Genomic DNA, 13,068 nt, shown 5'->3' on the forward strand with positions numbered 1-13,068 from the left:
ACGACCGGAGGCGCCTCCGCCGTCGACCGCGGCTCGCGAGGGCGATATCGTCCGATCGGCCGCTCGTTACCGGCGTTTTCTGCCGATGTATTTCGGTTCGAAGGAAACCTATTTGCCGTCTTACCTGATACGACTCTGTGATGAGTGGCGTCGAATGGGAGGAAGACGATCCCTTCGAGGAGCAGCGGGACAAGATCGAGAATCCGATGAAGCGGCTGTTCGTCGAGTACGGCCGCGACTACGTCCCGCAGGTGACGGTGGGAGTCGTCGCCAGTATCTTCGCGCGGCTGCTCGACCTGCTTCCCCCGCTGATGCTCGGGATCGCCCTCGACGCGGTCTTCCGCGGCGAGGCCGCGTTCGACGAGCAGATCCCGCTCGTGTTGCTGCCGGACGCGTGGCTCCCGACGGAGCAGGCGGCGCAGTTCTGGTTCACGATCGCGGTGCTGGCCGGGGCGTTCGCCTTCGGCGCGGGCTTCCACTGGGTCCGGAACTGGGGGTTCAACGCCTTCGCGCAGAACATCCAGCACGACGTCCGGACCGACACGTACGACCAGATGCAGCGGCTCAACATGGACTTCTTCTCGGACAAGCAGACCGGGGAGATGATGTCCATCCTCTCGAACGACGTGAACCGGTTGGAGCGGTTCCTCAACGACGGGATGAACTCCGTGTTCCGCCTGTCGGTGATGGTGGTCGGGATCGGCGTCCTCCTCTTCTGGATCAACTGGCAGCTCGCCCTGGTCGCGCTGCTTCCCGTCCCCGTCATCGCCGGGTTCACCTACCTGTTCATCCGGATCATCCAGCCGAAGTACGCCGAGGTGCGGTCGACGGTCGGCAAGATGAACTCCCGGTTGGAGAACAACCTCGGCGGCATCCAGGTTATCAAGGCCGCCAACACCGAGTCCTACGAGTCCGACCGCGTCGACGACGTCTCGTACGACTACTTCGACGCGAACTGGGACGCCATCGAGACGCGGATCAAGTTCTTCCCCGCGCTCCGCGTGCTCGCGGGCATCGGCTTCGTCCTCACGTTCATCGTCGGCGGGCTCTGGGTGTTCCAGGGGCCGCCCGGGCCGTTCACCGGCGAGCTCTCCGAGGGGATGTTCGTCGTGTTCATCCTCTACACGCAGCGGTTCATCTGGCCGATGGCGCAGTTCGGACAGATCATCAACATGTACCAGCGCGCCCGCGCCTCCTCCGCGCGGATCTTCGGGCTGATGGACGAGCCCTCGAAGCTGGCGGAGGACCGCGACGCCGAGGAGCTCGTCGTCGAGGACGGCAACGTCGTGTACGACGACGTCTCCTTCGGCTACGACGACGAGACCATCGTCGAGGACATCGACTTCGAGGTCGAGGGCGGCGAGACGCTCGCCTTGGTCGGCCCCACCGGGGCCGGCAAGTCGACCGTGCTCAAGCTCCTCCTCCGGATGTACGACGTCGACGAGGGCGAGATCCGGATCGACGACCAGAACGTCAGCGACGTGACGCTGCGGTCGCTGCGCCGGTCGATCGGCTACGTCGGCCAGTCGTCGTACCTGTTCTACGGCACCGTCCGCGAGAACATCACCTACGGCACGTTCGACGCGACCGACGAGGAGGTCCGCGAGGCCGCCGAGGCCGCCGAGGCCCACGACTTCATCCAGAACCTCCCCGACGGCTACGACACGATGGTCGGCGAGCGCGGCGTGAAGCTCTCCGGCGGCCAGCGACAGCGGATCACCATCGCGCGCGCCGTGCTGACCGACCCGGACATCCTGATCCTCGACGAGGCGACCTCCGACGTCGACACGGAGACGGAGATGCTGATCCAGCGCTCGCTCGACCGACTCACGACGGACCGGACGACGTTCGCGATCGCCCACCGGCTCTCGACGATCAAGGACGCGGACACGATCCTCGTGCTGGAGGGGGGAGAGATCGCCGAGCGCGGCACGCACGACGAGCTGCTCGACAACGACGGGCTGTACGCGCACCTCTGGGGCGTTCAGGCCGGCGAGATCGACGAGCTCCCGCAGGAGTTCATCGACCGCGCCCAGGAGCGCACCGCCCGGATCGTCGAGGACGCCGAGGGCGACGACGACTGACCGGGACCGCGGCCGCCAGCGGCGACGTGGCGGACCGACCGGTCGGGACCGCGGGACCCGACGACCGAGTCACCGCGGGAGTTCGGTCCACTCGTCCGCGGGCGCCTCCGGAGACGCGTCGGCGTGGCCGAGCGCGTCGAGGACCGCCTCGCGGACCTCAGCCGGCTCCCGGAACTGCGTCTCCTCGCTCCCTTCGAGCAGGCTGTCGAGCCGCGCCGTCCCCGTCGGAGTCTCCAGTTTCGCGGCGCCGTACTGCTCTATCAGCTCCGCCGCCGTTACCGGGTAGCGGTGTTCGCGGAGCGCCCGCTTCAGCGGGCCGAACGTCACGGCGGGAGCCGAACCGTGCGCCTCCTGGTCGTGTTCCGCGTTGTCACCGCTCATGCGGTCGCGATCCACGTGGAGGGTCATAATACCCCGGGAGCGTCCGCGTGCCCGGCGACCGCCGGGCGGGCCGATCGGCCGTGTCGTCGGGGGTGACCGCCGCCTATACGGCGCCGCGCGTCGAGGTCACGGTATGCGCCTCAGCGAGGTCGCCTGGACCGACGTGCGCGACGCCGACGTGGACGTCGCGTTCCTCCCGGTCGGCAGCACGGAACAGCACGGGCCGCACGCCCCGCTCGGAACCGACACGCTGAACGCCGTCGCGGTCGCGGAGGCTGGCGCCGACGCCTACGAGGGGGCGGGAGCGAGCGCCGACGCCGACGCGTCTCGCGGCGAGGTCGCGGTCGCGCCGCCGGTACCGGTCGGCGTCGCCGAGGAACACCGCGCGTTCGACGGGACGATGTGGGTCTCGCCGGAGACGTTCCGAGCGTACGTCCGGGAGGCCGCCGAGTCGCTGGCCTCGCACGGGGTCGACCGCGTCGTGTTCGTCAACGGCCACGGGGGGAACGTCGAGGCGCTCGCGGAGGTCGCCCGCCGGTTCTCGCGCGACGACGCCCACGCGGGGTACGGCGTCGCGTTCACCTGGTTCGAGGCGGTCGGCGACCACGCGAGCGACATGGGCCACGCCGGCCCGCTGGAAACGGCGCTGCTTCGCGCGACGAACCCGGAGCTGGTCCGCGAGGAGCGGGTCGGCGAGGCGAGCGCGGGCGCCGCCGACCGGTGGGGCGAGTGGGTCGCCGGGGTGAACCTCGCGCACGACTCCGACGAGTTCACCGACAACGGCGTCGTCGGCGACCCGCGAGAGGGAGACGCAGAGCGCGGCACGGAGTTGCTCGACCGCGCGAGCGCGGCGCTCGCGGAGCTGGCGGCGGCCGTCGTCGACCGCGACGCCACTTAAAAGAAGCGCGGCGCGGTCGCTACTCCTCGTCCGCGTCGTCCGCCGCGTCCTGAAGCGCCCCGCGGATCGCGGGCACGGTGCCGGTGAGCGAGGCCACCTCCTCGGCGGCGTCCTCGATGTCGCCGACGAGCGACTCCAGCTCCTCGATCTCTTCTTGTAAATCGTCGGCGTCCTCGAAGGCGTCGGCGCGCTCGCCGAGGACGTACGCCTTCTTCGCCGAGCGGACGCTGTCGACCGCGTCGCCGGCGTCGAGGGCGGACTTCAGCCCGTTGAGCGCGCCGAGGACGTTGTCCGCGTCCGTCTCCCAGACCGCGTCGGGGTCGGGGAGCTGGTCGCGCGCCGCCGCGAGGTGCTCTTCGACCTCCGCGCGGGTCTCCTCGGCCGCCTCGCCGAACAGGTCGTCGTCGTCGAACGTGGACTGGCCCATACCGGACACGTCGTGCCCGCACCTTTTAAAAACGCGCCCGAAAGCGAAAGTGAAATCTGCGGTGAGGGCGGGTCCGAAGCCCGATCGAGGGGATTTCGCGTTCAGTTCCGGTTCGCCGGGAGCCGCGGACGGCGGAGAGGTGTCGGGCGGCGGCTCGGATCCGGACGAGGAGCGGCGACTCAGAGCCGGACAAGCAGTTCCACCGCGATCAGCGTCAGCAGGAGTCCGAGGAGGCCCGCGAGGGCGGCGAGCGTCCAGAGCCAGTCGGACACCGCCTCCGCGTCGGGCGTGGCGGCGAGGAGGGCCGGGCAGTCGCGGGGGCCGGAGTCGCGGTCGGGGACGGTGTCTCGGTCCGGGTCCGGCACGGTTCGTGCGTGGCACGGTCGAAAGGTAAAACCGACTATGAGGCGACAATACCGATATTGAGCGCTCCCGAGCGCGCGGGCGACGAGAGGGTCATCCCCGGTTCCACGGCGCCTCCTCGAAGTCGACGATCCGCTCACCGCGGTCCACGGCGTCGATCCGGGCGATCTCGTCGTCGGTCAGGTCGAGCTCTCGGGCGGTCCAGTTCTCCTCGACGTGCCCGAAGTCGGCCGCCTTCGGGATCGGCGCGACGCGCTCCTTCGAGAGCAGCCACGCGAGGCTCACCTGCGCGGGGGTGGCGCCGTGCGCCGCGGCGACGTCTTGAAGGGCGCCGACGTTGGCGACGCGGTTCCGGGCGATCGGTGAGTAGGCGACGAGCCAGTGGCCGTCCTCGGCCGCGTACTCGCGGAGCCGCTCCTGTTGGAGCAGCGGGTGACACTCCACCTGGTGGGCGAACACGTCGTGATCCAGCCGGTCGATCGCCTCGTCGAGCTGGTCGGGGCGGAAGTTCGAGAGCCCGATCCGGTCGATCACGCCGTCGTCGACGAGGTCGTCGAGCGCGGGCAGCGTCTCCTCCGGGTCGTACGTGTTGATCGGCCAGTGGACGTACAGCAGGTCGATCGAGTCGACGCCGAGCCGGTCGCGGCTGGCGCGGGCGGTCTCAACCGCGTCGTCGTACGAGAGGTTGTCCGTCGAGAGCTTCGTCGCGACGAAGAGGTCGTCGCGGTCGACGCCGCTCCGGTCGATCCCGTCGCCGACCGACGCCTCGTTGTCGTACCCCTGCGCGGTGTCGACGTGGCGATAGCCGGTCTCGATCGCGTGGGCGACGCCGGCGGCGCACTCCTCGCCGGCGGCCAGCTCGTACGTCCCGTACCCGAGTCGGTCGAAGGCGTCTGCCATGGTCCCCCACGCGGACGGCGACGCCCTCAACGTACCGGTCGCCAACGAACGCGGGAGCGACCTCGAACAGATCGCGGGAGCGACCTCGAACAGACCACGGGGTCGACCCCGAACAGATCGCGGGAGCGACCTCGAACAGATCGCGGGAGCGACCTCGAACAGATCGCGGGAGCGACCCCGAACAGACCGCGAGACCGGCCTCGAACGGCTCGTACCGCCCGAGAATCCGCCGTTCTATTTAAGTTACCTCCGAGAGTCGGGGGACGTATGTCAACGAAAGAAGTCGCGCTCCGAAGCACGATCGGCGGCGTCTCGGTCGAGGGGAAGCTCCACACGCTCAGCGTCTGGTTCATCCTCGCGTTACGGCTGATGATCGGCCTCGCGTTCCTCCAGAGCGGGCTCAGCAAGGTCCTCAGCGGCGAGTTCAGCGCCGCGGGGTACCTCCAGAACGCGCCCGCCGCGAACGGGAGTCCGGCCGCCGGCCTGTTCGCCGCGATGGGCGAGAACGCGCTGTTCGTCGACTTCGTGAACGTCGCGGTGCCGTGGGGAGAGGTCCTCATCGGCCTCGGCGTGATCGTCGGGCTCCTCACGCGGCTCGCCGCGTTCTGGGGGGCGTTCATGATGCTCCTCTTCTACCTCGGCAACTGGGACATCTCGCACGGCTACATCAACGGCGACTTCGCGTACATGCTCGTGTTCCTCTCGGTCGCCGCCTTCGGCGCCGGCCGGATCCTCGGACTCGACTCGGTCGTCGAGGAGTACGACGTCGGCGGCCAGCCCCTCGTCGAGCGGTACCCGTGGACGCGGTACCTCCTCGGATGAGGCGGGGTCGGTCTCCCTGGCCGATTCGGCCGCCAACCGCGAGCTAAACGGGCGCAGCGCCGATCACAGTTATCACAGCTAATATTCGGGGAGCAGTTATTATCCCGATACGATCCCTGTCGATCGATACACATGCAAGCGGGATCGTCCTCCGGCATCCGGTCGAGTTACGGCGCGAAGCTCGCGCTGTCTTTGATCGGGGTCATGGGGGTTTCAGTTTCATACGGTGTCATCGTCTACCTCCGCGCGGAGGAGGCCGGCGCCGCGGGCGCAGCGGTGCGCTCCGGGCTCGTCGGGATGACGCTGTTGACGGTGATCGGGCTCGCGCTCATCGGCGTCACGGTCGGATCGAACACGGTCATCTCCCTGCGACAGCTCACGGCCAAGGCCGAGCGGATGGCCGAGGGGGACCTCGACGTGCGACTGGAGACGGGCCGAACCGACGAAATCGGGCGGCTGTTCCGGGCGTTCGACGAGATGCGCGGCTCGCTGCGCTCGGAGATCGCCGACGCGGAAGCGGCTCGCGAGGAGGCGGAGGGGGCGCGGCGGGAGGCGGACGCGCGCGCCGAGACGGTCGAGCGCAAGGCGACCGAGTACGAGTCGGCGATGCGCGCGCTCGCCGACGGCGACCTGACCCAGCGGGTCGACTCCGACGTCGACAACGAGGCGATGGCGCGCGTCGGCGTCGCGTTCAACGAGATGGCCGACGAGTTAGAGGAGACGGTCGCGTCCGTCGCGACCGTCGCCGAGGACACCGCCGACGTGGCCGGGACCGTCGACGACCGCACGGAGGACCTGCGGGCGACGACCGGGACCGTGAGCGAGGCGGTCGAGGAGATCGCCGAGGGCGCGCGCACCCAGCGCGACGACCTCCAGGCGGCGACCGACGAGGCCGAGAACCTCGCGTCGTCGGCCGAGGAGGTCGCCTCCACCGTCACCGACGTGGCGGAGACCGCGGAACACGCGGCCGAGGTGGGCGAGGAGGGCCGCGAGGCCGCCGAGGAGGCGCTCGCGGAGATGGACGCGGTCGAGGAGACGACCGCGGAGACGACCGCGGAGGTCGAGGCGCTCGCCGAGGAGGTCGAGGAGATCGGCGAGGTGGTCGACACCATCTCGGAGATCGCCGAGCAGACGAACCTGCTCGCGCTGAACGCCTCCATCGAGGCGGCCCGCTCCGGCGCCGAGGGCGCCGGCTTCGCGGTCGTCGCCGAGGAGGTGAAGGCGCTGGCCGAGGAGACCCAGGAGTCGGCCAGCGAGATCGAGGCCCGGATCCGCTCCGTCCAGGAGCGCGCGGAGACGGGCGCCGACGCGATGGCGCGCACCGAACAGCGGATCTCCGCCGGCGTCGAGACCGTCGAGACGTCGATCGACGCGCTCGAACGCCTCGCGGAGGCCTCCGAGCGCACCGACACCAGCATGACCGAGATCACCCGCGCGACCGAGACGCAGGCGGACTCCGTCGACGCGGTCGTCGGTCACGTCGAGGACGTCTCCGCGATCAGCGCGCAGACGGCCAGCGCGGCCGGCGACGTCACCGGCGCGGTCGACGAACAGGAACGGACCCTCGGGGCGGTCGAAAACGCGGCCGGGTCGCTCTCCGACCGCGCGCTCGCGCTGCGCGACGCGGTCGACGACTTCGAGTTCGCGGCCGACGACGGCCTCGCCGGGAACGCGGACGGCGCGGACGCGACCGCCACGGCGGTCTCCGACGGGGGGACCGCGGACGGCGAGGGGACCGAGTTCGACTTCTCGCACGGCGGAGACGAGGAGGCGACCGTCGGAGACGACGACGCGGCCGCCGAGGAGGGGGTGAACTGAGATGCTCGTCGACACCGCCGTCTGGGCGTGGATCGGCGCCCTCGCGATGGGCGCCGGGACGGTTCCCCCGCTGTGGGCGTTGTTCTCCCGGTCCTCGGAGGCCGACGAGTCGCACGCCGTCTACTACGGCACCCTCGCCGGCGTCACCGGCGTCGCGGCGCTCGCGTACCTCGCGATGGCGCTCGGCGTCGGCACGCTGTCGACGGCGGCCGGCGAGCTGGAGGTCGTCCGGTACGTCGACTGGCTCGTGACGACGCCGCTCATCCTGCTGTACCTCGGGCTGCTCGCGCGGCCGTCCCGGCGCGTGCTCGCCGGGCTGATCGGCGTCGACGTGGTGATCATCGCCGGCGGAATCGCCGCCGCCGCCACCGGCGGAACGGTCTCGTGGATCGCCTTCGGCGTCGCCGGGGTCGCGTACCTCGCGCTCGTCTACGGGCTCCTCGTCTCGCTCCCGCGGTCGGCCTCGGCGGAGGGCGACCGGGTCCGCGCGGTCTTCGGCACCCTCCGGAACATCACGGTGGTGCTGTGGACGCTGTACCCGGTCGTGTGGCTGCTCGCGCCGACAGGCTTCGGCCTGCTGACGCCCGCGACGGAGATGCTCGTGTTCGTCTACCTCGACGTCGTCTCGAAGGTCGGCTTCGTCGTCGTCGCGGTCGCGGGCGCCGACGCGCTCGACCGCCTCGGCGCCGACGGCGGGCTCGGCGTGGACGCCGCCGAAGACGAGTTCGTCGCCGCCGACTCCGGGACCGAAGAGCGGACGACCGCCCTCGGCGACGACTGAGCCGCAGTCCGGTCCCGTTCCCCGCTACTTCTTCAGTCCCCGTCCGAGACGAGGTCCTCGTACCGCGCGCCGGTCTGTTTCAGCGTCTCAGTCGAGTAGAGCCGCTCGTGAGCGAACGGGAGATGATCGGCCGCCAGCTCGTCGATCTTCGCGTCGACCGCCTCGGCCTCGCGGCCGTGGATCATCGTGAACAGGTTGTACTCCCACCCCTGGTCGGGGCGGCGCGGCCGGTGGTAACAGAGGGTGACATACGGGAGGCTCCCGACGGCCTCGCCGCGCTCGTCGAGCTCGTCGTCGGGCACGTCCCAGACCACCATACAGTTGTTCGTGAACCCGGTGACGACGTGGTTGACGACGCAGCCGATCCGCTTGATACAGCCGTCCGCGAGCAGGCGCTCGACCGCCGCGAGCACCTCGTCGACGGTCGGGTCAACCTCGGAGCCGCTCGCGCCGATCTCGTCCGCCACGTCGGCGTAGGGGGTCGCGGACAGCGGGAAGCCGTCCTGAATCGCGAGGAGGAGGTCGGCTTCGAGGGGCGTGAGGTCGCCGCGCGCGTCCTCCGAGATGCGGGTGGCCGACACGTCGGTCTCTTCGAGGGACTCTCTCGCAAATCGGTCGCCGTTGACGACGGGGAACTCCAGATCGATGTAGTAGTCGGTGAGCATCGGGAGCGCGAGCACCTCGCAGCCGGTGCGCTCCTCGATCTCCGCGAGGATCTCGTCCCGTCGCTCCCGCGAGCCGGCGGTGACGACGAACCACTGGTTCCACTCGTGGTCGCGGCGGTAGTTGTGGTTCACCTGCCGGTAGCCGTTGATCACCTCGGCGACCTCGTCGAACCGGTCCTCGGGCGCGCGCACCGCCGCCAGCGTCGAAGAGCCGATGACCGGGGGGTTGAGCACGGCGCCGAACCGCCGGAACACGCCGCGGTCGCGCAGGTCGCGGACGCGGCCGAGGAGCTCGTCGGCGTCGACATCGGCTCCCGTTTCGGCGCTGATCTCGCGGGCGACGCGCTCGAACGGGCGCGACTCGACGGGGAAGCCGCTCTGGTACTCGTCGATGAGGGCCGCGTCGACCGCGTCGAGGTCGGCCCGCCAGTCGGCGTCCAGACTCATTACGCGGGTTAGGATTCGGGCGTACGTACGGGTTTCGGAGGACGTCGATCGTCAGCGGGAGCGCGCCGGCCGGTAACGTGCGCGCGGGTCAGTCGTCGGCGGGGGCCTCGCCCGGCGTCGGCGCGAACGCCCGGGCGCTCTCTTCCAGCTGCGTCGTCGAGCAGCCGCCGACGGTCGCGGCCTGTTCGAGCGTCAGGGTGCGGGAGCGGTACAGCGTGAGCGCGGTGGCGACGGATTTGGACGTCATCGGGTACAACCAGTTAGTAGATGGACGAATATATAACACTAACGCTATTTAGAGAGTGTTACAGAATATGAACGGCATAGAGTTGTACGTGCGTATTCTATTTTGTGTCAAAAAGAGACGTTCGTCTTGTTAAGATGTGTGATCGTGTGTTACGCAACCGGCGCGAGCCGCCGGCTAACCGGTATTCGTCGCTCGCGCGCGCCGCGAACGGGGACGGAGGTCAGTCGCCTCGCTCGTAGTGCGCCACGTTAACTTGGTTCTCGTCGTCGCGGAGATAGTGTATCAGGGTGAAATCGCGGACCGTGAACTCGAACTCGATCTCGCCCTCGTACGCGACGGCCGCGGGACCGTCACAGCCCGCTTCGGTCTCCGTGGCCGCGATCTCCACGACTGCGAGGCCCTCGTCGGGCCTCGAGGTGAACACGCTCGCGTCAAGGGCGACGCAGTCGACCGGCGCGGCGAACCGCCCCTCGATCCGCGCGGTCCGGTCGGCTACCTCGACGGTCGCGTCGTGTGCGGAGTCGTCGACCCGCTCGGTCGACCGCACCGACACGGTCGCTGCCGGGAGGTCGTCGCGGAACGCTCGCCCGAGACAGCCGGAAACGCCACCGAGCGCGAGCGTGGAGCCGGCGAGGACCGCCCGCCTCGTCGCTCGGTATCGGCGTTCGACCGTAGGGCTTCGACCCGAGCCGTTCGGGGCTTGATCGGTCACGATCTGTCCCGCAGCGGGGCGAAATAAATATCTTCTGCGCCCGCATCCGGTCCGATCCGGTACCGTCCCCTTCCCAGCGCTCGGGAGTCGAACGGGGGACTTTTCGTCGGAGAACCCGAACGGCGCGTATGGCTCAGGCGACCCAGGAGTTCGGCGACTGGCCCCTCAAGCGGCTGATGACCGAGGTCTGCGGCTCCGGCCACAAGTCGGCCGACGACCTCACGCGCGCGCAGGCGACCGAGGCGTTCGAGCGCATCCTCGCGGACGAGCCGGACCCGACGACGCTCGGGGCGTTCTGGCTCGCGAACCGCTGGAAGCGGAACACGCCCGAGGAGCTCGGCGCGTACGTCGACGTGATGTGCGACCGCGTCGAGTACGCCGAGCCCGACGTCGACCCAGTCGACTGCGGCGCCAACTACGACGGGAAGGGGCGGACCGCAATCTTAGGCGTCGCGGCCGGGGCGGTCGCGGCCGCCGCGGGCACGCCCGTCGTCGTCCACTCGGGCGACCGCGTCCCGACCCAGAAGCAGGACGCCTACAAGCACGTCCTCGACGAGCTGGGCGTCCACACGGAGCTGACGCCGTCGGACTCCGCCGACATGGTCGACGAGACCGGCTTCGGCTTCTACTACCAGCCCGCGTTCAACCCCGCGATCGACGACCTGTTCGACCGCCGCGACATGATGGGCGTCCGGACGTTCGTCAACACCGTCGAGACGCTGGCGAACCCCGCGGGCGCCTCGACGCACCTCGGCTCCTTCTACCACCTCGCGTTCGCGAAGAAGGTGGTCGACACGTTCGTGGCGAGCGAGTTCCACGACCTCGACCGGGTCCTGATGTTCCAGGGCATGGAGGGGTACGACGACGTCCGCCCCGGCTACACGAAGGTCGCGGAGTGGGACGCGGGCGACCGCGGTGAGGCGGCCGGGAACGACGCGGAGGAAGCCGGCAGCGAGGGCGCCTCCTTCGACGACTTCGAGATCGAGACCGCGGAGTACGGGATGGACCTCGAAGAAGAGGACCTCGCGGTCGACGACGTGGCGGTCGATTCGGCCGCGATCACCGAGGCGGTGCTGGCCGGCGAGCGCGACGGCGCCTTCGCGGACGCGGTCGCGGTCAACGCCGCGCTCCGGATCTACGCCGGCGAGGACGCGGACTCGATCGAGGAGGGCCTCGACGCGGCCCGCGAAGTCATCGACGACGGCTCCGCGTACGAGGTTCTAGAGGAACTGCGGGAGTTCTGAGAGCGGTCGCGTCCCCAGAGTTCCGGTTGTGATCGATCGGTGTTTCCGTCGGATATTTATAAGTGATCGACGACTCTGCGACGAATTCCTCCAAAGAGCCAGTCGTTCGCTTATAAATGGCTGATAGTGGATCGGCGTTGAACTCCGTCAAAGCCCCAGCTGCGAGGCGGACGCACGCTCGCTGCGCTCCTCGTCACTCGCTGCGCTCGTTCCTGCGGTGCTTGCGTCGCCTGCGCCGCCCTCGCGACTGCCCCTTTGAGTCCCGTCCCGCACAGCACCGCCCCGCGCCTCACGCCTCCCCAGCCTCGTCGCTCACTGCGTTCGCGACTCCCTCGCGCGGTGCCGCTCACGGCCGCCAAGGCGGCCGTTCGCGGGCACGCGCCACCGCAGTCCTCTTTATAAGTATTCGTCGAGACGCAGTCGATTCCTTATAAGTCGCGGTCGGGCGCCGGCGGCATCGCCCGCTTGTGGGCGCTGCGCTCGTAGAGGTCGACCACGCGGTCGACGGCCGCTTCGGGGACGTCGAGCTCGCGGACCGTCGCCGCGCGCGAGAGCCCGCCGTCGACGTGGACGGCGAGGATGGCGTCGACGGTGTCGTAGTCGAGCCCCATCTCCGCGGCGTCGGTCTGTCCCTCCCACATGCCCGCCGTCGGCTCCTGCATCACGAGGTCGCGGTCGACGCCGACGTGCGCGGCCAGCTGGCGCACCTGCTGTTTGTAGAGGTTGCCGATGGGGTTACAGTCGACCGCCTGGTCGCCGTACTTCGTGAAGTAGCCGGTCATCGCCTCGGCGCGGTTTCCGGTGCCGAGGACGACCCGATTTTCGGCGTTGGCGACGAAGTAGTTCAGCACGGCGCGGGTGCGGACGTAGACGTTGCCCGCGGCGGTGCGGTCGTCGGCCGCGTCCGGGAAGGCGTCGAAGAAGGCCTCCGCGATCGGCTGGATCTCGACCACGTCGTACTCGATTCCGAGGTCGTGGGCGACGCGCTCGGCGTCGCTCATCACGTCCGGGTCGTTCACGGACGAGGGCATCGTCAGCCCGTGGAGGCCCTCCTCGCCGAGCGCCTCGACCGCGAGGTGGGCGGTGAGCGTCGAGTCGATCCCGCCCGAGAGGCCGAGGACGGCGCCCTCCGCCCCCGCGTCGTCGACGACGTCGCGGATGAACGAGACGATGCGCTCGCGGGTCGCCGCCAGCTCCGTGTCCGAGAGGCGGAGGTCGAGCGGGGGGTCGTCCGACAGCAGCACCGACTGCTCCGAGGTCTGACTCATGGGCGGGTAGA

At 69.6% G+C, this 13,068-nt stretch carries 14 protein-coding genes; 6 read left to right on the forward strand and 8 right to left on the reverse strand.

Annotated elements, in window-relative coordinates; all coding sequences use genetic code 11:
• The first annotated feature begins 140 nt into the window (after window positions 1-140).
• Window positions 141-2,084, forward strand: coding sequence for an ABC transporter ATP-binding protein (locus AC4NMM_RS04345; protein WP_096394106.1), 1,944 nt, complete (start codon window positions 141-143; stop codon window positions 2,082-2,084).
• Between the two features lie 69 nt (window positions 2,085-2,153).
• Here AC4NMM_RS04345 and AC4NMM_RS04350 read toward each other — a convergent pair whose 3' ends face one another.
• Entirely contained in the window at window positions 2,154-2,492 is a 339-nt protein-coding gene (locus tag AC4NMM_RS04350) for a DUF5789 family protein (RefSeq protein ID WP_172863940.1), read from the reverse strand.
• 106 nt (window positions 2,493-2,598) lie between these two features.
• On the opposite strand from AC4NMM_RS04350, the gene AC4NMM_RS04355 reads away from it, so the two are divergent.
• Window positions 2,599-3,363 (forward strand): creatininase family protein, encoded by a 765-nt coding sequence (locus AC4NMM_RS04355; RefSeq protein ID WP_096394108.1) that lies wholly within the window; start codon window positions 2,599-2,601, stop codon window positions 3,361-3,363.
• Between the two features lie 19 nt (window positions 3,364-3,382).
• Here the strand turns inward: AC4NMM_RS04355 and AC4NMM_RS04360 are convergent, their stop codons facing one another.
• The 3 genes from AC4NMM_RS04360 to AC4NMM_RS04370 all read right to left on the reverse strand — a co-directional run bounded on the left by AC4NMM_RS04360 (window position 3,383) and on the right by AC4NMM_RS04370 (window position 5,053).
• Window positions 3,383-3,790: a DUF5790 family protein gene (locus tag AC4NMM_RS04360; RefSeq protein WP_096394109.1), complete on the reverse strand. Its 408-nt coding sequence runs from the start codon at window positions 3,788-3,790 to the stop codon at window positions 3,383-3,385.
• A 179-nt stretch (window positions 3,791-3,969) separates the two neighbouring features.
• Entirely contained in the window at window positions 3,970-4,155 is a 186-nt protein-coding gene (locus AC4NMM_RS04365; protein WP_491923621.1) for a hypothetical protein, read from the reverse strand.
• A 91-nt stretch (window positions 4,156-4,246) separates the two neighbouring features.
• The gene (locus AC4NMM_RS04370) at window positions 4,247-5,053 is read right to left on the reverse strand and encodes an aldo/keto reductase (protein WP_491923622.1); all 807 of its coding nucleotides are present in this window, start codon (window positions 5,051-5,053) and stop codon (window positions 4,247-4,249) included.
• A gap of 267 nt (window positions 5,054-5,320) precedes the next feature.
• Here AC4NMM_RS04370 and AC4NMM_RS04375 point away from each other — a divergent pair, with 267 nt between their 5' ends.
• The 3 genes from AC4NMM_RS04375 (at window position 5,321) to AC4NMM_RS04385 (ending at window position 8,474) form a co-directional block, all read left to right on the forward strand.
• Window positions 5,321-5,875, forward strand: a complete 555-nt coding sequence (locus tag AC4NMM_RS04375; RefSeq protein WP_491923623.1) for a DoxX family protein — start codon at window positions 5,321-5,323, stop codon at window positions 5,873-5,875.
• 132 nt (window positions 5,876-6,007) lie between these two features.
• Window positions 6,008-7,693, forward strand: coding sequence for a methyl-accepting chemotaxis protein (locus AC4NMM_RS04380; protein ID WP_096394113.1), 1,686 nt, complete (start codon window positions 6,008-6,010; stop codon window positions 7,691-7,693).
• Window position 7,694: 1 nt separating this feature from the next.
• Window positions 7,695-8,474: a bacteriorhodopsin gene (locus AC4NMM_RS04385; protein ID WP_491923624.1), complete on the forward strand. Its 780-nt coding sequence runs from the start codon at window positions 7,695-7,697 to the stop codon at window positions 8,472-8,474.
• Window positions 8,475-8,506: 32 nt separating this feature from the next.
• Here the strand turns inward: AC4NMM_RS04385 and ahbB are convergent, their stop codons facing one another.
• The 3 genes from ahbB to AC4NMM_RS04400 form a co-directional block, all read right to left on the reverse strand.
• The gene (ahbB, locus tag AC4NMM_RS04390) at window positions 8,507-9,586 is read right to left on the reverse strand and encodes a siroheme decarboxylase subunit beta (RefSeq protein ID WP_491923625.1); all 1,080 of its coding nucleotides are present in this window, start codon (window positions 9,584-9,586) and stop codon (window positions 8,507-8,509) included.
• Between the two features lie 88 nt (window positions 9,587-9,674).
• Window positions 9,675-9,833, reverse strand: a complete 159-nt coding sequence (locus AC4NMM_RS04395) for a DUF7317 family protein (RefSeq protein WP_172863941.1) — start codon at window positions 9,831-9,833, stop codon at window positions 9,675-9,677.
• A gap of 220 nt (window positions 9,834-10,053) precedes the next feature.
• The gene (locus AC4NMM_RS04400) at window positions 10,054-10,545 is read right to left on the reverse strand and encodes a hypothetical protein (protein ID WP_491923626.1); all 492 of its coding nucleotides are present in this window, start codon (window positions 10,543-10,545) and stop codon (window positions 10,054-10,056) included.
• A gap of 128 nt (window positions 10,546-10,673) precedes the next feature.
• Between AC4NMM_RS04400 and AC4NMM_RS04405 the strand changes: the two genes are divergently transcribed.
• Window positions 10,674-11,789, forward strand: a complete 1,116-nt coding sequence (locus tag AC4NMM_RS04405; protein ID WP_491923627.1) for an anthranilate phosphoribosyltransferase — start codon at window positions 10,674-10,676, stop codon at window positions 11,787-11,789.
• Between the two features lie 428 nt (window positions 11,790-12,217).
• Here the strand turns inward: AC4NMM_RS04405 and AC4NMM_RS04410 are convergent, their stop codons facing one another.
• The gene (locus tag AC4NMM_RS04410) at window positions 12,218-13,057 is read right to left on the reverse strand and encodes an NAD+ synthase (RefSeq protein ID WP_491923628.1); all 840 of its coding nucleotides are present in this window, start codon (window positions 13,055-13,057) and stop codon (window positions 12,218-12,220) included.
• Window positions 13,058-13,068 lie beyond the last annotated feature (11 nt).

It is taken from the genome of Halorubrum sp. SD41 (genome assembly GCF_058630335.1).